Below are 19,176 nucleotides of genomic sequence, written 5' to 3'. Positions count from 1 at the left end.
ACCCGTCCGCACCGACCGCGACACCGCCGCGTCCCCCGCGGCCGCTTCCTCACCCACGAAGGGCGGTCAGCATGTCCCTTGATCCCCAGGCCGCCGCGACGAGCAGCCTGCGCACCGCCATGGTCGACCGTCTCGCCTCCTCGGGCGTCCTGACCGACCCCCTGCTGCGCGACGCCCTGCTCCACGTGCGCCGCGAGGTGCTTCTGCCCCACGCGTACGTACGGGTCAGCGGCCCGGGCGCCGATCCGATCGAGTGGCGTCTCCTCGACGGCTCGCACCCGGACGACCGTCAGGAGTGGCTCGATCTGATCCACGGCGACGAGTCGATCCTCCTGCAACGCGACGGCGAGCGGTTGGACGCGCTGCCGCGCGGGCCGGTGACCGGCGGGCACATGACCTCGATGTCCACGTACTCCCCTGTCACCGTCGAAGTCCTTCAGGCCCTCCGGCTGGAACCGGGGCAGCGATACCTGGAACTCGGCCCGGGCCCGGGGGTCTCCCTCGCTCTCGCCGCCGCCGTCACCGGCCCCCGTCTCGCCGCCGGAGTCGAGCGTGACGGCCACATGGCCGCCTTCGCCCGGCGCAACCTCGACCGGCTCGGCCTGGAGGCCACCGTCGTCGAGGGCGACGCCCTCGACGGGCACCCGGCAGGAGGGACGTTCGACCGGATCCACTCCGGCATCGGGGTCCCCGGCGTCCCGCAGGCGTGGGTGGAGCAGCTCGCGCCTGGTGGGCGGCTGCTGACGACGCTCGCGACCCGCACGCCGAGCTGGCCCGGCCGGCTCGGTGTCACCCGCACCAGGACGGGCCTGATCGAGGCGACCCTGCGGGGCGGGCCGCGCGGGTACCGGCCCATGCTCGGCCACCGGTGGCTCGACGCGACCGGCCACCGTGCCCGCATCGAGGCGGATCCCGGCACGCCACGGGCGACCCGGCTCGCGCCGCCGCCGGACGACGCGTACGGCTTCTGGCTGGCCGCCGCCTACCGGGTGGGCGCGGTGGTGAGGGACTTCCGGGCGGAGACCATGACCCTCGTCGCCCCCGAGGAGGACTCATGGGCCGTGTCCGGGCCCGGCGACGGCACCGTCCGGGTCCACGGGTCGCGCGACATCTGGGCCGAGCTCGAAGAGCTCCACGTCCGCTGGGAGCGGGCCGGACGGCCGGACGCGTACCGGGTCGAGCTCGGCGACGGCACCGGTCCCCAGCATGTCACCTCCGGCCAGGGGCCGAAGGCCCTCTCCTGGACGCTGCCGCCGCTGCCCGCCGTCCCCCGCCGGATGCCCCGCCCGGGCACCCCCGCCGATGCGGTCCCGCTCCTCGCCGGCGCTGTACGGGACGTCGCCCCGGAGGACACCGCGCGGCCGGGGGGCGGCGCGTGAGCGGCGTGCGGCACACCGTGCCGGTGGACGTGCACCTGATCGCCGTCCGCGACGGAGAGCAGGGGCCGGAGGTGCTGCTGTCCCGGCGTGCCGGCGACGTGTACGCGTCCGGTCTGTGGCACGCGCCGTCGGGGCACGTGGAGCGGGAGACCGTCGTGGAAGCCGTCGTACGCGAGACGCTGGAGGAGACCGGCCTCGTCGTGGATCCGGGGGACGTCCGTGCGGCCGTGGTCGTGCACCACCGGCCGCCGGGCGGCGGGCGGGAGCGGGTCGGGTTCTTCTTCGAGGTCCGCCGCTGGCAGGGCGCTCCCCGGGTCGTCGAGCCGGACAAGTGCGATGCGGTGCAGTGGTTCCCGGTCGCGGCGCTGCCGGAGCCGATGGTCGCCTACTGCCGGGCCGGACTCGACGCCTACCGGGCCGGCGCACCGGTCGCTCTGCACTTCCACGCACCCGACGACCCGATCGCCCACGATCCGCGCGTCGACCGTCTCCGCCTCCTGCACGGGCCGGGGGCCGCGGATCCTGGGCCGGAGCCGGATGTGCGGGACTTCGCCGAGCGTGCCGTCGGCCGCGTCACCTCGTGGACGGATGTGTCCTGGACCCGGGAGAGCAGCCGCGTGTGGCGCGTACGCGGGGCGGCGGGCGGCGGGTGGTTCGTGAAGGTCCACCAGAACGAGAGGTTCCACCGGCGCGAGGCGGCCGCGTTGCGCGGCTGGGTTCCCGGGCTGGGTGGCGCCGGGCCCCGCCTCGTGGCCGCAGACCCGGAGCTCCGGGCGGTCGTGGTGACCGCGGTCGAGGGCCGGTCCCTGCACGGCATGGTGCTGACCGGAGCCCAGGAGCGCGCGGTGTTCGAGGCGATCGGCGCGCTCGCGGCCCGCATCCACGCCAGCCCCCTCCCCGAGACGGCGTACGGTCCCGCACCCGTGGGAGCGTACGACCGGATGGGGCGCCATCTGGACGCGGCGCGGCCGCTGCTCGAACCGGGTGACGAGGAGCGCGTCCGCTCGGCCGTCGCCGCCGCCCAGGGGTGCGGGCCGCTCGCGCCGGTGGTGACGCACGGCGACCTGCAGCTGCGCAACCTCCTGCTCGGCGCCGACGGCGTGGTGCGCTTCGTCGATGTGGAGCGCAGCGAACTTCAACCACGGGTAAGGGACTTCGTCCGCATCCTCGACCGTTTCGACGGCCGGGAGGACCTGGCCACGGCGTTCTTCACCGGCTACGGCCGTCCGCTGAGCGGCGCGGAGGAGGCGCATCTGGTCGCGAGCGCCGCCCTGGACTCGGTCTCCGGCATCGCTTTCGGGACGCGGACCGGGGACCCGGAGCTCGTCGAGCGCGGCCGCCGCACCCTCGCCCGTCTGCGTACCGGCAGCACATGGCCCTTCCACCGCCCGCAAGGAGCCCCGCGATGAATCCCGACGTGCGGCGGTCACGCCGCGCCGGTCCCCCGGCGGGGCGACGACCGGGCCACCGGCCGGTTCGAGGCGCTGATCCGGCGCCCGCCGACGTGTCCGTGACCGCGATGGGCGTCCGGAGCAAGGGCACCGTCGAGCGGATGCTTGCCGCGACAGCGCCGACGGCGGCGGTCGGCCGTGACACTCCCCTGCCCCATCCGTTGAGCAGGCCGACACGAATCGAGGAACCGACCATGAGCACACCGGTGTTCACGGCGCCGGCCGCCGCCGAGGACGTCGCGCGGATGCGTCGCGCGTTGATCGCCGCGGCACGCGGCCTGCAGGTCACACCGACCGGGCCGGAGGTGTGGGGGTGGCGAGGCCGCACGCTCGGCCGCCGGGCCGGCACCAGCTGGCTGCGCATCGTCTGCGCGCCGTCCGGGAAGGCGGGCGGGCGGCTGTGGGAGGGCACTGCGCTCGCGGACGCGGCGGTGCCCCGGGCGGTGCCGCGTCCCCGGCTGCGTGACCTCCTGGACTGGACGGGTGGACCGTACGCCTACCGGGCCGAGCTCACCGAACTCATCACCACGCCGGCCGTCGTCGCCGGCAGTCCCGTGCTCGACCGCGATCCCGCCCTGCCGGACGCCTGGTGGCGGGAGCTGCGTGCCGCGTCGGTCGCGCTCGCCACGGTGCCCACCGATCGCGAGGCCGTACGGCAGTCCTGGATCGATCGCAACCTCCGTGCCTTCCTCGGCATCGACCCTCTGCGGATCAGCCATCGCACCACCGGACACGGCGACTTCCACTGGGCCAACGTCGCCGCGCCGGCCCTCGTCGTCTTCGACTGGGAGTCGTGGGGGCGGATGCCGGTGGGCTTCGACCAAGGGCTGCTCCACGCCTACGCCCTGCCCGTGCCCGCCGTCGCGGCCCGCCTCCGGCACGAGTTCGCCGACGTGCTCGACACGCCCGCCGGCCGAGCCGGGGAGCTCGTCGCCCTCGGCCGGCTCCTCCAGGCCTGCGGTCGAGGCGTCCACCCGCACCTGGCCCCATTGGTCGCCCGGCACGCCGAGCACCTCACCGGCGCCCCGGTTCCCCGTCACTGACCCCTTTTCCGTTCCCGCGCCGGCCGCCGCGGACCGGCTCACCGTCCGACCCGCCCCCTTCACACCTCGACACGAACCTCGCCGATCGGAGAGACGATGACGACGGGCACCGCTGCTGATCAGCCGCCCCCGAGAAAGACGACCGACGAGCAGTACGGGGCGTTGCGCGCGTCGGCGGCTCTGTGGGCCGGCACCTCCGTGTCGATCACGAACGGGCGAGGGCGGGTCCTGGTCCAGAAGGTCGGCTACCGGCCCTTCCGCCTCCTGCCCGGCGGTGCGGTGGACAAGGGCGAGACCGCCGCCCGGGCCGCCGTCCGGGAAATGGAAGAGGAACTCGGGGTCACCCTCACCGTCCGACGCGGCCTCGCGGTCGAATTCGTCGAGCCCGCCGATCTGCCCGCCCTCATGTCCCCGGGCGACGCCCGCCGTGCCCTGTCCGCCCTCCGCGCCCGCGTCGACGGCGCCGGTGTCATCCTCCTGGAGGACGGCGTTCCGATCGCGCCGAGCGTCCTGGACCGGGTGGGCGTCCTGCGTGCCGCCCGGGCTCGGCACCCCTTCCCCTTCCACCCGCGCCCCGTCCCCGGCGGGCTCGTGCTCCGGCAGGCCTGGTGCTGGGCCTTCGCTCCGGACGGCCGTGTCCTCGTGCTCCTCGAACCCGACACCGGAGCGGCCCGTCTGCCCGGCGGCGCCCCGGAACCCGAGGACGGGGGCGCCCCGAGGCCACGCTCGTCCGTGAAGCCAGAGAAGAGGCCGCGGCCGAACTGGCCGGCACCGTGTACCTCGGGTACCCGTCCGACCCCGACGAACCCTGCGCGCGCGTGCGCTACGCCGCGGCGCTCGTGCGCGTCGGCGCGCCGCCGGTCGACCCGGCCACCGGCCGCACGTACGTCCGCGTCCTGGCCACACCCGAGCAGGCGCTGGAGCTGTTCGACCGGGGCCCGGCCGCGGCCGACCAGCTCGCGGCCGTCCACCGGGCCCCCGTCCTCCTTCGGCTCCCCCGGGCCGTCCGCCGACCCGTCACCGAGCTCTCCGGCCCCCACACCTGGTAGCCACCTCCCGAAGAAGACCGAGGAACCATGACCAGCACACCCGCCTCCTCCGACGCCTTCCCGAGCCCGTCCGACGAGCCCCTCCCCGTACCCTCCCGAGCTGACGCTCCGACCGGGGCGATCCGTACAGGGCACTGTCTCTGCGGCCGCGTCGCCTACCGGGTCGCGGGGGACCCGTTCGACCCCCACCTGTGTTCGTGCCCCCACGAAACCCGGCTCAGCGGAGGGCCCGCCGTGCTCTGGGTCGGCTTCCCCACGGAGTCCCTGAGCTGGACCGGTCCCGGCGGCGAGCCGAAGTGGTACTCGACCCACCCCACCCTCCGCCGTGGCTTCTGCCCCGACTGCGGAACGCATCTCGTGTCCGTGGCCGACGGATCCGATATGATCATGGTGACCGGCTTCAGCCTGACCGACCGGCGTGGCATCGAACCGCTCGGCCACTCCTACCGAGAGAGCTCCGTTCCCTGGATGCGCGTCGCCCTCGCCCCTGCCCCGCCCGGCCCGGCGCTCCGGCCCCGGTCCTCGTGAACCGCCCCGCCGACCTGCCCGGGCCGGAGGGCGTTCCCGGGGCCGCCCGGCCCCCGGTGGAGTTCCTCGATGCCCGTCTGCTGGTGTTCGCCGAGGAGATGACGCCCGTCCTCTCCTCCTGGGAGGAGCGTGAAGTGGACCGGCTCTGGGAGGAGACGACGGCCCGAAACCCCGCCACGTTCGACGGCCCGCTGGTGGCCGCTCTCGGCCTCGACCGGCCCGGAGACGGAAGCCTGGTCGTGCGCTGGGCCCCGATGACGTACCGCTACCGTGCCCTGCGCCGGCTACGACCGCCCGAGCAGGTCCCCGGGTCCGTGTTCGTCACCGTTCTCCTGCCCACCGAGAGGGGTCTCGTGGTGGGTCGCGGGTCTCCCGCCACGGCGGCACCCGGCCGGTGGAGCCTGCCGGGCGGCGCGGTCGAACCGCCCTCGGCCGGCATGCCCCTGAACACGGCAGAGCTGTGCCGGCACGCCGCCCGCGAGCTGGTCGAGGAGACCGGTGTGCGCGTCGCCGTCGAGGAGCTGCGGCTGTGGGCCCTCACCCGGGGCAGCCGGTTCGGCAGTCTCGGCTTCCACTATCTCTGCCCGCCTGTGTCCGGCGCGCTCGTACGCCGTCTGCACGCGGACCTGTCCGTCGCGCAGGCCGGGTCCGGCACAGGGCCGGAACTCGACGAGATCGGCTTCGCACCCTCGGCGGCCGCAGCCGGCCGCCTCGGGGCGACGGCGGACTACCTGCCCCAGGTGTTCGACCGGTACTTCACCGCCTGATCCGGGCGACGCGGCCGAGGGTCCGGAGAGTCGTCTCCCACGGCCCCCGAGCCCGGCGCCGGGACGCCCCGGGGAGGCAGGGAAAAGGTGAACGGTTCGGCCTGGGCCGACTTCCAGCGGATGTCGCCCTTGCGTGTGCCGCGCGCCGCGCGCCGCGCGACCCCTTCGCGGGGCGGGCCGGCGCAGCGGTGGTGTCAGCCGGGGCGCGAAGCTGCGGGTGCCGTGGTCGTGGGTGCGGTCCAGCTGGCCAGGACCTGTAGGGCCTGGGCGGTTTCGGAGCCGGGTTCGACGTTGTAGACGCACAGGGTCTGTTCCGCGTCGCCAGGGGCCTGGAAGGACTCGTAGGAGAAGTACAGGTCTCCTACGAGGGGGTGGTGGTAGTGCTTGGTGCCGTGAGTGCGACGCAGCACCCGGTGGTCGTTCCACCAGCCGGTGAACTCCTCGCACCCCAGGGTGAGTTCACCGACGAGGTCGGCGAGCTGCCGGTCCTGGGGGTGGCGGCCCGCTTCCAGCCGGAGGATCGCCACCGTCTCCGCGGCGATCCGTTCCCAGTCGCCCACTCGCTCGCGGGCCCGGGGGTCCAGGAGGTAGTAGCGTGCCAGGTTGCGACGGGTGGCGGGCAGGGCGTCGAAGTCGGTGAGCACCTCCCTGGCGAGCCGGTTGGAGGCCAGTACGTCGGTGCGCCGGCCCAGGACGAAGGCCGGCACGTGGCCGAGGGTCTCCAGCATCAGGTGCAGGCCCGGTCGGACCCGCTGGGCCCTGGCCGACGCGCGGCGTGCGGTCCGGGCGCCGGACCGCAGGAGGTCGGTGAGGTGCTCGCGTTCGGTCTCGTCCAGCCGCAGCGCGCGGGCGATCGCTTCCACGACCTCGGCGGAGGGGTTGCCCGCCCGTCCCTGCTCCAGGCGCGTGTAGTACTCGGTGCTGACGCCTGCCAAGCGGGCCGCCTCGTCCCTGCGCAGACCCGGAACACGGCGGACACGCCCGTCGAAGGGCAGTCCGGCCTCTTCCGGGGTGATCCGCGCACGCCGTGAGCGCAGGAAGCCGGAGATTTCCCTGGTGCGGTCCATGCCTCCAGTGTGAGCACGCCGACGGTCCCGTGTCCGCTCCAAGGTGGCCCTGCGGGTACCAGTTTGGGCAGGGCCAGCCATGGCGTCCCGAGGGGCTCACCCGGGTGGTGTGCTGGATGTGCGGCCGGAGGAGCCGGCCGCGTTCTCGCTCTCCTCCTGTCCCTTGGAAGGTACGCATCATGTCCACGAACACCCTGTCCCGCCCCCTGGCCGGTCGCGTCGCGGTCGTCACCGGTGCCTCCAGTGGCATCGGTGAGGCGTCCGCCGAGCAACTGGCCTCCCTGGGTGCCCGCGTCGTCGTCCTGGCGCGGCGTGCCGACCGGTTGGCGGACCTCGTCGCCCGTGTCGAGAAGAACGGCGGGAGCGCGGTGGCGATCACCGCGGACGTGACCGACGCCGCCGCCCTGCGGGACGCCGCCGATCGGGTGGAGGCCGAGTTCGGCGGTGCCGACCTGCTCCTGAACAACGCCGGCGTCATGCTGCCCGCTCCGATCGAGGAGTTGGCGACGGACCAGTGGAAGCACCAGATCGACCTGAACATCAGCGGTCTGATGAACTCGATCGGCGCGTTCACCCCGCAGTTGGTCGGGGCCGCCGCCGAACGCGGTGTGGCCGACCTGATCAACACCTCTTCGATCGCGGCGCAGAACATCTTCCCGAACTTCGCGGTCTACTCCGGCACGAAGGCGTACGTCACCCATCTCTCGCGTCACCTCCGGGCCGAGCTGGGCGCGAAGAACGTGCGCGTCTCGGCGATCGAGCCGGGCATCGTCGGCACCGAGCTGCAGAGTCACGTCACCGACCAGGGCGCGCGGGACTGGCTGGCCGGCTCCAGGGAGAGCATGGAGTGGCTCACGGCGCAGGACGTCGCGGAGACCGTCGGCTTCATCGCCGCGCTGCCGCCGCGGGTGAACCTCCAGCAGGTCACCATCATGCCCACCGGCCAGGCCGGCTGACCGGCGGTTCGCCGGCGCGAGTCCGCCGCCTGCGCGGGCCCGCGCGGGTCGTCGAGGGGCGCGGCTTGCCGGGGGCGGCGCTCGTGGGCTCCCGGCGGCAGCCGCGTTCCCGGATGTCGCGGTCTCGGTGGCCCGTCGTCGCCCGGGGAGCGGTGATCGCGCACCACCGGCGCGGTGTCGGCCCGTGGGCTCAGGTGAGGGCGGCGACCAGCAGGGTGAAGGCGGCGATGATGACGGCGACGCGGACGTAGTGGAAGCGGTCCCAGCGGTTCAGCTGCTCCTTCCAGTCCTCGGGCCGGTTCTCGGCGGTCCACGTCTTGCTCCGGTTGTTGATCGGGACGAGCAGCAGGATCGACATGATCACGCTGAGGATCAGCAGCGCGCCGGCGGTGACGACGAGGCCGGCGCCGGGGCGGTCCCATCCGGCGATGGCCCAGACCGCGCTCAGGACGAGCGAGCCGATGTACCAGACCGGCATGACGGCGCCGAGCATCCGGCCTCCGTGGGCGCGGCCGAGCTGGCCGCTGTCCTCGGGGAGCGCGTCGAGGATCCGGTTGACGACGAAGGCGACGGAGAGCTCCACCCCCACCATCACGCCGACGACCACGGTGGTGAAGACCTCGAGTGCGTTGAGCATGATGACCCCTCCAGAGATCTAGCATTGCTAGCTGACGAGGCAACGCTAGTACTACTGCCGCTCGATTGTCTAGCAGTGCTAGGATCGACTCATGTCGGTACAAGAACGCAAGCAGCGCGAACGGGCGGACCGCGAGCGCCTCATCGTGGCCACGGCCCGCGAACTCGCCGAACAGCAAGGCTGGGACGCGGTCACCACCCGTCGGCTCGCCGAGCGCATCGAGTACAGCCAGCCCGTCCTCTACAGCCATTTCCGCGGAAAACGCGAGATCATCGGCGCTGTCGCCCTTGAGGGTGCCGCCGAGATGGCCGCGGCGCTGCGGGCCGCGACCTCCGCCGCGGACGGCCCTCGCACCCGGGTCGCCGCCCTCGCCCGTGCGTACCTCGACTTCGCCGAGCGCAACCCGGCGGTCTACGACGCCATGTTCCGGCTCGACGGCGGTCTGGCGTTCGCGCACGAGGACACTCCGGAGCCGCTGAAGGACGCCTTCGCCGCCCTGCTGGAAAGCCTCGACGAAGTCGCGGGGGACGGAGTCCACCCGGGGCTGTTCACCGAGGTGTTCTGGGCGGCCCTGCACGGGCTGGCCACCCTGACCCGGGCGGGACGGCTGCCCCCGGAGGACACCGAGCGGAGGGTGGAACTGCTGGTGGACCGGCTCGCCGTGTTCTGACGCGCCGGCCTGGCCGAGGAGTTCCTCGATCCGCTGACGGCCGCTGCCGTCCACGCCCCGGACCCGAGCTTCTGCCGCTGGTTCGTCGAGCCTGCGCTCTCCGCCTTCGGGCGCCGCAGGGTCCGAGAGGGCCGTGGCCAGGGGGCGTGGTCGAAGGGGCGTGGACGGAGGGGCGTGGACGGAGGGGCGTGGACGGAGGGGCGTGGCGCGTCTCGTCGAGGCCACGGGACAGCCCTCGATCTCGCCGTTCAGCCTTCGGCGTCCGGCGAAGGAGGTGCGGTTTCCGCGGCGAGGGTGACCTGGGCGGTCCATGACCAGGGCTCCTGGGGCGGCTCCCAGCTCACCTCGACGTCGATGCCGTGGAAGTCGCGCGCGAGTTCCGTGATCGTCACCGCTGCCGCGGCCCGCGCGTCCTGCGGGGCGGTGCGGACACGCGAGCGGCGTCGTCCAGGGCGCCGTCTGCCCGGAAGTGCCGGTCGAGGTATTCGATCAATCCGGCTTCGCTTCGCGCGAGACGCTCCCTCTGGTCGCGGGGCAGTGACTCCAGGGCATCGACGAGGACTCGTTTCCTGGGGACTTGCACCATCGAGCCGGAGTAGACGCGGCAGCCGGAACACCAGGCCAAGCCGATGCACCGCTCGAACAGGGGGGACCCGGGTGGATAGAAGCGGTATCTGTACGAGCGGACGGGCGTCGTACAGGCCACGCAGATCCGCCGGTCACCGTCCGGAACCGTCTCCCAGGTCCCGTCCTTGATCCACCGCTGCCGCTCACCCGGTGCTCTTCACGTCGTCATACCGGCCGTCCTTCCTCATGGCATCCCGCGCCGGTATCTCATTCCCCCACCCACGGCCGGCGCGGGCAGCTCGGGCGTGGCTGACCGGTTCGGCCCGGCGCCCTCAGGTCGGGCAGGAGTCCCGGTGGGTCGCGTCGCGGACCACCTGGCGTTCCGCCACGACGCTCGCGCCATCGGGGAGGGCGGGGAAGGCGAGGCGCCACAGGTTGTCCGGCTGCCCGTCGACGGTGAGCCGGCTCAGGGCCGCGTCCGTGCCGGGGGCCACGTCCAGGATCGTGAGCAGGTACGTCGTACTGACGCCGTCTTCGGGACCCACGGTCACGGCGTCGGCGCTCCAGTGACCCGTTCCCTGTGTGCTGTCCTGCCGGGCCCGGCCGACCAGGTAGTACGCGCCCTCGATGCGGACGGCCGTCCAGAGGCGGTGTCCCTCGGCAGGCTTGCCCGTACCCGCGACGGTGATGCAGCGCGAGACGACTCCGGTGGCCGCGGGCTTGTCGATGTGGACGCTGTGATCGGGATCCCGGGGCAGGAGGGCCTTCACGCCGACGACGGCCCCGCTCACCACGGTGAGCGCCGCGGCCACGGACACCACGCCCCGCAGGGTGGTACGGAACAGGGAGCGGAGCAGTCGTCCGAGGCGGAGCCACGGCCCTGGTCGTCCGTCGGCCGGGGTGTCCTGGAGCGGTGCTTGCCGATCGCCGCCTTCCTGCGCCCCGCCCTGACACGCCGCCGCTTCGGACATCGCTCCCCCATACCCGTCAGTCGCCCTCCCTGCCCCCCGCCAACCTAACCTCCCCCCGCTCCCGTCGCTGCCGTCTTTCGCGATCATCGGGGACAGGGAGGTCGTGCTCGTCGGTCCGCCGTGGCGGTACGGCCACCGGTGGCGGCGAGGATCCGCGCCTCCCCGTCGACCGGCGACCCTGGTCCCTCGCGCGGAACTCCGTCGCCGGAGGGCCGGGGCTACCCGTCCCGTCGTTCGACCGGCAGGCCGGCGGTGCGGGCCGCCTCGGCGAGGACCCTGCTCAGCATTTCCGGCGTCAGTCTTCCGGTGAAGACGTTGCGTTGGCTCACGTGGTAGCAGCCGAAGAACGTGAGCGGGCCGTTCGTCCCCTCCTCGGTGGGCAGGAGCACCCGTGCACCGTGCCCGAACACCGGCCGCGGTCGGGGCACCTTCCACCCGGCCTCGCCCAGCGCCGCCAGCGCTGCCTGCCAGCCGAAGGCACCCAGGGCGACGACCGCGCGCAGGGTCGGTCGCAACAGCCGCGTCTCGCGGGTCAGCCAGGGGCGGCAGGCGTCACGTTCGCCGGGCGTGGGGCGGTTGTCCGGCGGTGCGCAGTGGACCGGGGCGGTGACCCGCACGCCGGTGAGCTCCAACCCGTCGTCGGGACCCGTCACCGTCGCCCGGGAGGCCAGCCCCAGCTCGTACAGGGTCGCGAACAGCAGGTCGCCGGCCCGGTCGCCGGTGAACATCCGCCCGGTCCTGTTCGCGCCGTGCGCGGCGGGCGCGAGTCCGGTGATCAGCAGGGCGGCGTCCGTGGGCCCGAACCCGGGTACGGGGCGGCCCCAGTACTCCCGGTCCCGGAACGCCGCCCGCTTTTCCCGGGCGGTCTCCTCCCGCCACGCCACCAACCGCGGGCACGCCCGGCACTCCACGAGTCGGGCGTCCATGTCGGCCAGCGTGCGGGCCTGGGCGGCGGCACGCACCGGATACCCCTCGGCAGTCGACATCCTCGTCCCACTTTCCCCATCACGGTCGGTTCCGACGGTCGGCTTCATCCTGGCAGTCGGCAGTCGGCGGTCGGCAGTCGGCGGTCGCGTTCAGCGGGATTCGCCGTGGCTCGCGGTGGGACCCGAGCCGGTGCCCGCGGGATCGCCCGCCCGGCGCGAACGCCGCTCGCCGACAGGCGCGTCAGCGCCGGTGTCGGTGTCGGTGTCGCCTGCGAGCCGTACAAGGTCCGTCGTCAGTGAGGCCAGCCAGGACACCGTCGCGTAGTACGCGCGCGGTGCGCCGGGCGGGTCGGCGGCGACGGTGGCGGAGGCTGTCGGGGCGTGGAGCGGCACCGGTGTCTCCACGGCGTCTCCGGTGGGGTCGATGCGGGCGGAGATCAGCAGCATGTCCGCCGCGACCCGGTCGCCCGCGCGGATGACGGACTCCGCGGCTTCCCTCCCCAGCGGCGGGACCACGACCGGATCGGAGGGCACGAGAAGCCGGTCGGCGCCCCACAGCGTGTGGTGGCCTGCGATGAGCGCGGCCTGCCAGTCCCGGCCCGCCGGCGGCGGAGCGGGCCCCTTCGGTTCGCTCTGGTACTGCGCGTACGCCGACTCCGCCATGACCAGGGCGTGCTGCAGCGAGCGGTGGCCCGGTGCGGTGACCACCGGTACGCGTCGTCCGCCCGCCGCGGTCTGCGCCGTCGTGGCCACCACGATCTCCGCGGCGATCCTCAGCAGCACCGCGACCGACCGCCCCAACTCGTCGTGGGCCCCGCGCGGCCAGGCCAGCAGCCCGAACCCGGCGCCGATCGCGCTGCCGGTCAGCACGTCGAGCAGCCGGAACTCGGCGAGCTGCCAGGTGGCCGGCGCCAGCTGCGCGAAGACCATGGCGACCACCACCGTGAACAGCGCCTGCGCCCACCCGACGCCCTTCACCGGCCCCAGCGTGAAGGTGACCAGCATCAGCGGCGGCAGTGCCACCGCGTAGACCTCGATGTCGGTACCGACCAGCGCCAGCAACGCCGCCGCGGCCAACGCGCCGACGAGCGTGCCGGTCAGCGCGATCCGCTCCGTCCTCCTGGTCTCCCGTACCGTCGTGCGCGTCAGCGTCAGGGTGGCCAGCAGCACCCAGAAGCCGTGCGGGAGGGTGTCGATGCCCGCGATCAACCGGGCCGCCGCCAGGGCCAGGCTGATCCGTACGGCGTTCTGGAAGAACACCGACCGGCTGCCGATGTGGCCCGAGAGGCGCCGCCACCACAGCCGTGGTGCCCGCATCCGCGCGTACCAGAACGGGCCGGGCGGCGGGGCGTCGGCCGCTCGGCCCCGTACGGCGATGTCGGCCGCGGTGGACATCGCGAGCGCCGCGTCCGCCATCTCCAGGAGCGCCGCGTTGCGGCGCAGCGCAGCCGGAGGGCCGTCCTCGGCCGCCGTCAGTGCCTGACGGATCCGCTGCAGACGGGCATGCGCCCGGCCGTCGGACATTCCGCCCCTCAGCCGGGCGGCGGTCTCCCACGCCACGTCCGCGACCGCCCGCAGCGGGCCCGGAAGACCGGTCCCGGCCACCTCGGCCGCCCCTGCCCCGGGTCGGGCCCCGCCTCCGGCTCCGGCCCCCTTCCCATTCCCATCCCCATCCCCATCCCCAGCTTCGGCCCCGGCTTCCCGGGGCGTGGTCGCGGACGGGGGAGGCGGCGGCAACGCCGTCAGTCGACCGAGCAAGGTGCGGGTCGCCAGGCCCGTGTGGGCCAGCGCCCTCGGTCGCACACCCGCTCCGGCCGGCCGCTCCGCCTCCGGGACGCGGGAGGAACGAAGCCCCGCGCTCAGGGCCCGGGCGGTGCGCAGCGCGGGCTCCGGCAGGGTGTACGGGGCGGAACGCAGCCGGTCCGCGCAGCGCGCCGCGCCGTCGGCGGCCCGGGCGGCCCGTTCGCGGTAGGGCAGGGCCGCCGGCTCGGGCAGCAGCGTCATCTCCGCGATGACCAGCAGGGCGAGCCCGAAGGTCGCCCCCGCCAGCCGTTCGCCCAGCGAACCGGGGTCGTAGGGCGGGAACGACGGCAGGATGTACATCAGTTGCAGCCCCGTGGCCGCGCCCGCGAAGCGTGGTCCTCCGACGGCCGCGAACGCCAGGGCGAACCCGACCACGAGCATGCCGGCCACGGCGCTCCACGTCCGGACGGACAGGTACGTGCCGAGCGTGATCAGCACCCAGCACACCGGCACCACGCCCACCAGGAGCGCGGCCCGCTGGCGCCCGGAGCCGGGGAGGTGCGAGAGCCCGGCCATGGCGATCGCGCCGAACAGGGCGTACGTCGCGCCGACCGCCGAGTCGAAGCCGTGGAGGAACACGTAGAACCCGGCCGTGGCGGCGATCGTGACGCGCAGAGCCCTCCGCGCCGCCGCCCGGTAGGCGGGCGACGGTCGTCGCGGGAACGCGCCACCCATGCCCCCAGCATCACCCGCCCCGCCGTACGCGGCACGGGGAAGGGTTCGCCGCCGCCCGGCAGTGGGCCAGTGAGGAGGCGAGCGAGGTGCCGGGGCACCGGCCTTGGCAGGGGGTGCACGCCTGTTTACCCTGGGGGTGAACGCATGTGCACCCCCGCCCTTCCCGGCTCTCGCCTCGCCTCGCCTCGCCTCGCCTCGCCTCTGGAGCATGATGACCTCCGCCGAACCCGTGCCCGGCACGACGTCCCGGCCCGCCCCCTCCCGGCTCGTCGTCCCCGTCCTCGCCTTCTGCGGCATGGTCGTCGCCGTCATGCAGACCCTCGTCGTGCCGCTGCTGCCCCACGTGCCCGAGCTGACCGGGGCGAGCGCGGCCGCGGCGGGCTGGCTCGTGACCGTCACCCTCCTCACCGGTGCGGTGTTCACTCCGGTGCTCGGCCGGGTCGGCGACATGTACGGCAAGCGGCGGGTCCTCCTCGCGTCGCTCGGGGTGCTCACCCTCGGTTCCGTGCTCTGTGCGGTCAGCTCCGACATCGGCGTGCTGATCGCCGGCAGGGCCCTCCAGGGAACGGCCCTGGCCGTGATCCCGCTCGGCATCAGCATCATCCGCGACGAGCTCCCCGCCGAGCGCGTCCTGCCGTCGATCGCGCTCATGAGCTCCACCCTCGGCATCGGCGCGGCGATCGGACTCCCCCTGGCCGCCGTCGTGACGGACAACTTCGACTGGCACACCATGTTCTGGGCGTCCGCCGCACTCGGTCTGCTCGACCTCCTGCTCGTCCTGTGGATCGTGCCGGAGTCGGCCGTGCGCTCCCGGGGACGGTTCGACGTGCCGGGCACGCTGGGCCTCGCCGCCCTGCTGGTCGGTGTGCTCCTGGTGATCACCCAGGGCTCCGGCTGGGGCTGGACCTCCGCGCTGACGCTCGGTCTGCTCGGTGCCTCGGTGGCCGTGGGCCTGCTCTGGGGGCGGTACGAGCTGCGCACCCCGTCCCCGATCATGGACCTCAGGGTGTCCGCCCGGCCCGCCGTGCTGCTGACCAACGTCGCGGCCCTGCTCATCGGCTTCTCGTTCTACGCCAACTCCCTGGTCACCGCCCAGCTCGTACAGGAGCCCACGAGCACCGGCTACGGCCTCGGCGCCTCCATCGTCGTCAGCGGACTCTGCCTGCTGCCCGGCGGGCTCGCCATGGTGGCCCTGTCTCCGCTCTCGGCGCGGATCTCCGTCACGTACGGCCCCCGCACCGCGCTCGCCGTCGCGGCGGTCGTCATGGCGGTGGGCTACGTGGTGCGCTTCTTCACCAGCCACAGCCTCTGGCTGGTCGTCGCCGGCGCCACCGTGGTCGCCTGCGGCACCGCCATCGCCTACTCCGCGCTGCCCGCCCTCGTCATGCGGGCCGTGCCGGTGAGCGAGACCGCGTCGGCCAACGGCCTCAACACCCTGATGCGTTCCGTGGGACAGGCCTGCTGCAGCGCCGTGGTCACCGCCGTGCTCGCCCGTGTGACCTTCGTGGCCGACGGCCGGACCGCACCGACGCTCCACGCCTACCTGCTGATCTTCCTGATCGCCGCCGGAGCGGCCCTCGCCGCCCTCGTCGCCACCCTCCTCCTGCCGTCCGACCGGCCGGTCCGGAAGGCCCCGCGCGACGGGGAGCGGCCGGGCGGTACGGTCACGGTGCCACCGCCCGCCAGCGCCGCCCGAGGGAACGCATGAGCACCGCCGACGAACCCACCTCCCCGGCCACGGCCGACGCGGATCGAACCGTCCGCCAGGAAGCCGGGAGCTCCCCCGCGGACGGAGGGGAAGCGGGCCCGGAGACCGGGCGCGAGGCCATCATCCGCGCGGCGCGGAGGGCGTTCACGCTCAAGCCGTACGCCGAGGTCACCATGCGGGGCATCGCCGCGGCGGCCGGGGTGAGCCCCTCCTTGATCGTCAAACGCTTCGGCAGCAAGGAAGCCCTGTTCAACACGGTCGTCGACTTCCGTCCGGCGGCCGCCGAGCTCTTCGCCGCCCCGCTGCCCGACCTCGGCCGGCACCTCGTCCTGACCATGGTCGAGCTCCGCGACCGGCTCCGCGGCGACCCGCTCCTGCGCGTGGTCTTCTCCCTCGGCATCGAGGACAAACGCACCCTGCTGCGCGCCCGCTTCCGCGAGCAGATCACCGACCGCCTCACGGAGGTCCTCACCGGCCCCGACGCCCGACTGCGCGCCGAACTCGTCGCCGGCCAGCTCCTGGGCCTGGGCGCCACCCTGAGCCTCCACCGCCCCGACGGCGCCACCGCCCACACCACCGCCGAACGGCTCGCGGAGCTCTACGGCCCCGGCATCCAGCACCTGGTCGACGGGGGCGCCGCTCGCGCGTAGCGCGCCGGCCCGCGGCGGGTCTCCCACGACCGCGGACCGCGCCCGGGGCGGGGCGTACGGCCCCGGGCGGGAGCGCGACGGCTCAGTCCCCGTGGCCCGTTCCGCCGCTGCCGAAGCCGCCGCTGGAGATGCCGCGCCACTTGCGCTTCTCCTCGCTCCGCGGTTCGGAGTCGGCCTCGCCCGAGTTCTTCAGGTTGTGGGGCCTGAGCCGGTGCTCGCCGTCGGTCTGCGGCACCTCCGAGGGCTTCCGGTACTCGGACATCTCGCCGGGCAGCCGGTCCGTGTCGGGCCGCCGGGGCTGCGACTCCGGCTCCGGCGGCGGGAGCTCGCGGTTCTTGACCCGGATGCCCAGGACGAAGGCTCCGATCAGGACCGCGACCACCAGCAGCCCGCCCAGCACCTGGGCGAGACCGGACTGCCAGACTCCGGCCGCGAGCACCGGCTCTTGCAGGACGTACGTGTGCATGGAAGTACCTCGCTCGTCTCTCCGTGGGCCGAACGCCGAGTCGGGGGTTCGGCCACGTCATGTGTGTTTCCGCTCGTGCACCGGCCGCGGATGCGCGGACGGTCGTGGAGCGGTCGTGTTCGTTCGGTCAGGTGCGGGTCGGCTCCGCGTCGTCACGGGCCGCGGACAGGGGCTCGGCGATGTCCTCCAGGGAGCGGCGCTCCGCCTTCACCGCGAGGAAGGCGGCCACGAGTCCGGCCGCGCACATCAGGCCGGCACCGATCTGGAAGGCGAGGACCGTCTCGGACGGCACGCCGGATTCGGTGAGGTCGGCGAAGATCAGGGGGCCGCTGATGCCGCCGGCCGCCGTGCCGATCGCGTAGAAGAAGGCGATGGCCATGGCCCGGGTCTCCATCGGGAAGACCTCGGAGACCGTGAGGTAAGCGCTCGACGCGCCGGCCGACGCGAAGAACAGCACGACGCACCAGCAGGCGGTGAGGGTGGTGGCGCTGAGCACGCCGCTGCCGAACAGCCAGGCCGTACCGAACAGCAGCAGGCCCGACAGCAGATAGGTCGACGAGATCATGACGCGGCGGCCGACGGTGTCGAAGAGCTTGCCGAGCAGCAGCGGCCCGAGGAAGTTCCCGGCGGCGATGACGGCGAAGTAGTAGCCCGTGTGGCCGGTGGGCACGTCGAAGAACGTGGTGAGGATCGTGCCGAAGCCGAAGGTGATGGCGTTGTAGAGGAACGCCTGGCCGATGAAGAGCGACAGGCCGAGGACGGCGCGGCGCGGATAGCGACGGAAGACCGTCTTCGCGATCAGTCCGAAGCCGATGCTCCGGCGCTGGTGGATGGTGATCTCGCCCGCGGGTGCCGGCAGCGGGCGGCCGTGTTCCTTCTCGACCTCGCGCTCGACGGACGACACCAGCTGTTCGGCGTCCTCGCCGTGACCGTGGATGAACTGCCATCGTGGACTCTCCGGCACGTGCCTTCGGACCAGGAGGATCACCAGGCCGAGGACCACGCCGAGCGCGAAGCTGAGCCGCCAGCCCACGTTGACGGCGAAGATGTTCGTGTCCAGCATGACGATGGAGAGCAGGGCCCCGCCGATCGCTCCGAGCCAGTAGCTGCCGTTGATGATCAGGTCGACCCGGCCCCGGTACAGGGACGGGATCAGTTCGTCGATCGCCGAGTTGATGGCCGCGTACTCCCCGCCGATGCCGAAGCCGGTGAGGAAGCGGAAGAGGAAGAACCACCAGGATTCCATCGACAGGGCGGTGAGCGCCGTGGCTCCGAGATAGACGGCCAGCGTCACCATGAAGAGCTTCTTGCGGCCGTAACGGTCGGTCAGCCACCCGAAGAACAGTGCTCCGGAACAGGCGCCCGCGACGTACAGGGCGGCCGCGGTCCCGGTCACCTGGGCGGCGGTGATGTCGAGGCCGCTGCCGTCCTCGGCCAGGCGGCCGGCGATGTTGCCGACGATCGTGACCTCGAGGCCGTCCAGGATCCACACGGTTCCGAGGCCGATCACGATCATCCAGTGCCAGCGTGACCAGGGCAGGCGGTCCAGTCGGGCCGGTACGGCCGTGGTCACGGTTCCTGTGGTCGCGGGCGCGGCGGCCCGGGTCGATTCTCTCCTCATGACTCCCTCTCCGTCAGGCACCCTCCTGCGAGTGCCCCGCTCGGGAGCAGTCATGTGTGCGCAGATCCTGGACGCCATGTCCAGCATGTGGCCACCCCGGTGGCCGCACCACGCGATCGCCCGCCGTCCGGGGGACGCGGCCGCCGAGCCCTAGGTGTTCTGTCCCGGGAGGTTGTGGACGGGTGATGCAGGTCTCGGCTGAGGGATCTTGAACGGGTGAGGGCCTTCCCGGTTCGGTGTGG

Annotated in this window: 18 protein-coding genes and 1 pseudogene; 11 read left to right on the top strand and 8 right to left on the bottom strand. The window is 73.5% G+C overall.

Features of this window, described 5'->3' with window-relative positions; translation table 11 throughout:
• Positions 1-71: 71 nt before the first annotated feature.
• From ACFYUZ_RS36515 to ACFYUZ_RS36485, 7 genes and pseudogenes are all read left to right on the top strand, one after another.
• Complete coding sequence (locus tag ACFYUZ_RS36515; RefSeq protein ID WP_389316655.1) at positions 72-1,379, top strand: protein-L-isoaspartate O-methyltransferase; 1,308 nt, start codon at positions 72-74, stop codon at positions 1,377-1,379.
• A complete protein-coding gene (locus ACFYUZ_RS36510; protein ID WP_389316653.1) occupies positions 1,376-2,788 on the top strand; it encodes an NUDIX domain-containing protein in 1,413 nt (470 codons plus the stop codon). Before ACFYUZ_RS36515 ends, ACFYUZ_RS36510 begins: the two co-directional genes overlap by 4 nt.
• A 236-nt stretch (positions 2,789-3,024) precedes the next feature.
• A complete protein-coding gene (locus ACFYUZ_RS36505) occupies positions 3,025-3,873 on the top strand; it encodes a hypothetical protein (protein WP_389316651.1) in 849 nt (282 codons plus the stop codon).
• Positions 3,874-3,969: 96 nt separating this feature from the next.
• Positions 3,970-4,164 (top strand): annotated as a pseudogene (locus tag ACFYUZ_RS36500) (NUDIX hydrolase); the annotation flags it as partial.
• Between the two features lie 527 nt (positions 4,165-4,691).
• A complete protein-coding gene (locus ACFYUZ_RS36495) occupies positions 4,692-4,922 on the top strand; it encodes a hypothetical protein (protein WP_389316795.1) in 231 nt (76 codons plus the stop codon).
• Positions 4,923-4,949: 27 nt separating this feature from the next.
• Positions 4,950-5,450 carry a GFA family protein gene (locus ACFYUZ_RS36490; protein WP_389316648.1) on the top strand — a complete coding sequence of 167 codons (501 nt, stop codon included), beginning with the start codon at positions 4,950-4,952 and terminating at the stop codon, positions 5,448-5,450.
• Positions 5,447-6,217 (top strand): NUDIX hydrolase, encoded by a 771-nt coding sequence (locus tag ACFYUZ_RS36485; RefSeq protein ID WP_389316646.1) that lies wholly within the window; start codon positions 5,447-5,449, stop codon positions 6,215-6,217. Before ACFYUZ_RS36490 ends, ACFYUZ_RS36485 begins: the two co-directional genes overlap by 4 nt.
• Positions 6,218-6,411: 194 nt before the next feature.
• Here ACFYUZ_RS36485 and ACFYUZ_RS36480 read toward each other — a convergent pair whose 3' ends face one another.
• Entirely contained in the window at positions 6,412-7,284 is an 873-nt protein-coding gene (locus tag ACFYUZ_RS36480; RefSeq protein WP_389316643.1) for a helix-turn-helix transcriptional regulator, read from the bottom strand.
• A gap of 179 nt (positions 7,285-7,463) precedes the next feature.
• Between ACFYUZ_RS36480 and ACFYUZ_RS36475 the strand changes: the two genes are divergently transcribed.
• Positions 7,464-8,240: an SDR family oxidoreductase gene (locus ACFYUZ_RS36475; protein ID WP_389316640.1), complete on the top strand. Its 777-nt coding sequence runs from the start codon at positions 7,464-7,466 to the stop codon at positions 8,238-8,240.
• 190 nt (positions 8,241-8,430) lie between these two features.
• On the opposite strand, the gene ACFYUZ_RS36470 is transcribed toward ACFYUZ_RS36475, so the two are convergent.
• Complete coding sequence (locus tag ACFYUZ_RS36470; RefSeq protein WP_389316637.1) at positions 8,431-8,877, bottom strand: anthrone oxygenase family protein; 447 nt, start codon at positions 8,875-8,877, stop codon at positions 8,431-8,433.
• A gap of 91 nt (positions 8,878-8,968) precedes the next feature.
• On the opposite strand from ACFYUZ_RS36470, the gene ACFYUZ_RS36465 reads away from it, so the two are divergent.
• A complete protein-coding gene (locus tag ACFYUZ_RS36465; RefSeq protein ID WP_389316634.1) occupies positions 8,969-9,547 on the top strand; it encodes a TetR/AcrR family transcriptional regulator in 579 nt (192 codons plus the stop codon).
• Between the two features lie 248 nt (positions 9,548-9,795).
• On the opposite strand, the gene ACFYUZ_RS36460 is transcribed toward ACFYUZ_RS36465, so the two are convergent.
• The 4 genes from ACFYUZ_RS36460 to ACFYUZ_RS36445 all read right to left on the bottom strand — a co-directional run bounded on the left by ACFYUZ_RS36460 (position 9,796) and on the right by ACFYUZ_RS36445 (position 14,489).
• Positions 9,796-9,939 carry a hypothetical protein gene (locus ACFYUZ_RS36460; RefSeq protein ID WP_389316631.1) on the bottom strand — a complete coding sequence of 48 codons (144 nt, stop codon included), beginning with the start codon at positions 9,937-9,939 and terminating at the stop codon, positions 9,796-9,798.
• Between the two features lie 507 nt (positions 9,940-10,446).
• Positions 10,447-10,935, bottom strand: a complete 489-nt coding sequence (locus ACFYUZ_RS36455; protein WP_389316628.1) for a hypothetical protein — start codon at positions 10,933-10,935, stop codon at positions 10,447-10,449.
• A gap of 368 nt (positions 10,936-11,303) precedes the next feature.
• Entirely contained in the window at positions 11,304-12,071 is a 768-nt protein-coding gene (locus tag ACFYUZ_RS36450) for a uracil-DNA glycosylase (protein WP_389316625.1), read from the bottom strand.
• A 90-nt stretch (positions 12,072-12,161) separates the two neighbouring features.
• Positions 12,162-14,489 carry an FUSC family protein gene (locus tag ACFYUZ_RS36445; RefSeq protein ID WP_389316622.1) on the bottom strand — a complete coding sequence of 776 codons (2,328 nt, stop codon included), beginning with the start codon at positions 14,487-14,489 and terminating at the stop codon, positions 12,162-12,164.
• A 211-nt stretch (positions 14,490-14,700) separates the two neighbouring features.
• Here ACFYUZ_RS36445 and ACFYUZ_RS36440 point away from each other — a divergent pair, with 211 nt between their 5' ends.
• Both ACFYUZ_RS36440 and ACFYUZ_RS36435 read left to right on the top strand, forming a co-directional pair.
• The gene (locus ACFYUZ_RS36440; protein WP_389316781.1) at positions 14,701-16,197 is read left to right on the top strand and encodes an MFS transporter; all 1,497 of its coding nucleotides are present in this window, start codon (positions 14,701-14,703) and stop codon (positions 16,195-16,197) included.
• A complete protein-coding gene (locus tag ACFYUZ_RS36435; RefSeq protein ID WP_389316619.1) occupies positions 16,194-16,847 on the top strand; it encodes a TetR family transcriptional regulator in 654 nt (217 codons plus the stop codon). Before ACFYUZ_RS36440 ends, ACFYUZ_RS36435 begins: the two co-directional genes overlap by 4 nt.
• An 82-nt stretch (positions 16,848-16,929) precedes the next feature.
• Here the strand turns inward: ACFYUZ_RS36435 and ACFYUZ_RS36430 are convergent, their stop codons facing one another.
• Entirely contained in the window at positions 16,930-17,313 is a 384-nt protein-coding gene (locus ACFYUZ_RS36430; protein ID WP_389316616.1) for a DUF6479 family protein, read from the bottom strand.
• A 127-nt stretch (positions 17,314-17,440) separates the two neighbouring features.
• The gene (locus ACFYUZ_RS36425) at positions 17,441-18,934 is read right to left on the bottom strand and encodes an MFS transporter (protein WP_389316613.1); all 1,494 of its coding nucleotides are present in this window, start codon (positions 18,932-18,934) and stop codon (positions 17,441-17,443) included.
• Between the last annotated feature and the right edge of the window lie 242 nt (positions 18,935-19,176).

The sequence above is a fragment of the Streptomyces sp. NPDC004266 genome, from assembly GCF_042874095.1.
GTDB lineage: Bacteria > Actinomycetota > Actinomycetes > Streptomycetales > Streptomycetaceae > Streptomyces.
This window is presented reverse-complemented; position numbering and strand designations above follow the sequence as displayed.

Coding starts and splice junctions, on each gene's coding strand:
- ACFYUZ_RS36445 (WP_389316622.1), bottom strand. CDS start 14,489: ATGGGTGGCGCGTTCCCGCGACGACCGTCGCCCGCCTACCGGGCGGCG.
- ACFYUZ_RS36515 (WP_389316655.1), top strand. CDS start 72: ATGTCCCTTGATCCCCAGGCCGCCGCGACGAGCAGCCTGCGCACCGCC.
- ACFYUZ_RS36435 (WP_389316619.1), top strand. CDS start 16,194: ATGAGCACCGCCGACGAACCCACCTCCCCGGCCACGGCCGACGCGGAT.
- ACFYUZ_RS36470 (WP_389316637.1), bottom strand. CDS start 8,877: ATGCTCAACGCACTCGAGGTCTTCACCACCGTGGTCGTCGGCGTGATG.
- ACFYUZ_RS36475 (WP_389316640.1), top strand. CDS start 7,464: ATGTCCACGAACACCCTGTCCCGCCCCCTGGCCGGTCGCGTCGCGGTC.
- ACFYUZ_RS36490 (WP_389316648.1), top strand. CDS start 4,950: ATGACCAGCACACCCGCCTCCTCCGACGCCTTCCCGAGCCCGTCCGAC.
- ACFYUZ_RS36505 (WP_389316651.1), top strand. CDS start 3,025: ATGAGCACACCGGTGTTCACGGCGCCGGCCGCCGCCGAGGACGTCGCG.
- ACFYUZ_RS36465 (WP_389316634.1), top strand. CDS start 8,969: ATGTCGGTACAAGAACGCAAGCAGCGCGAACGGGCGGACCGCGAGCGC.
- ACFYUZ_RS36440 (WP_389316781.1), top strand. CDS start 14,701: ATGACCTCCGCCGAACCCGTGCCCGGCACGACGTCCCGGCCCGCCCCC.
- ACFYUZ_RS36450 (WP_389316625.1), bottom strand. CDS start 12,071: ATGTCGACTGCCGAGGGGTATCCGGTGCGTGCCGCCGCCCAGGCCCGC.
- ACFYUZ_RS36480 (WP_389316643.1), bottom strand. CDS start 7,284: ATGGACCGCACCAGGGAAATCTCCGGCTTCCTGCGCTCACGGCGTGCG.
- ACFYUZ_RS36430 (WP_389316616.1), bottom strand. CDS start 17,313: ATGCACACGTACGTCCTGCAAGAGCCGGTGCTCGCGGCCGGAGTCTGG.
- ACFYUZ_RS36425 (WP_389316613.1), bottom strand. CDS start 18,934: ATGAGGAGAGAATCGACCCGGGCCGCCGCGCCCGCGACCACAGGAACC.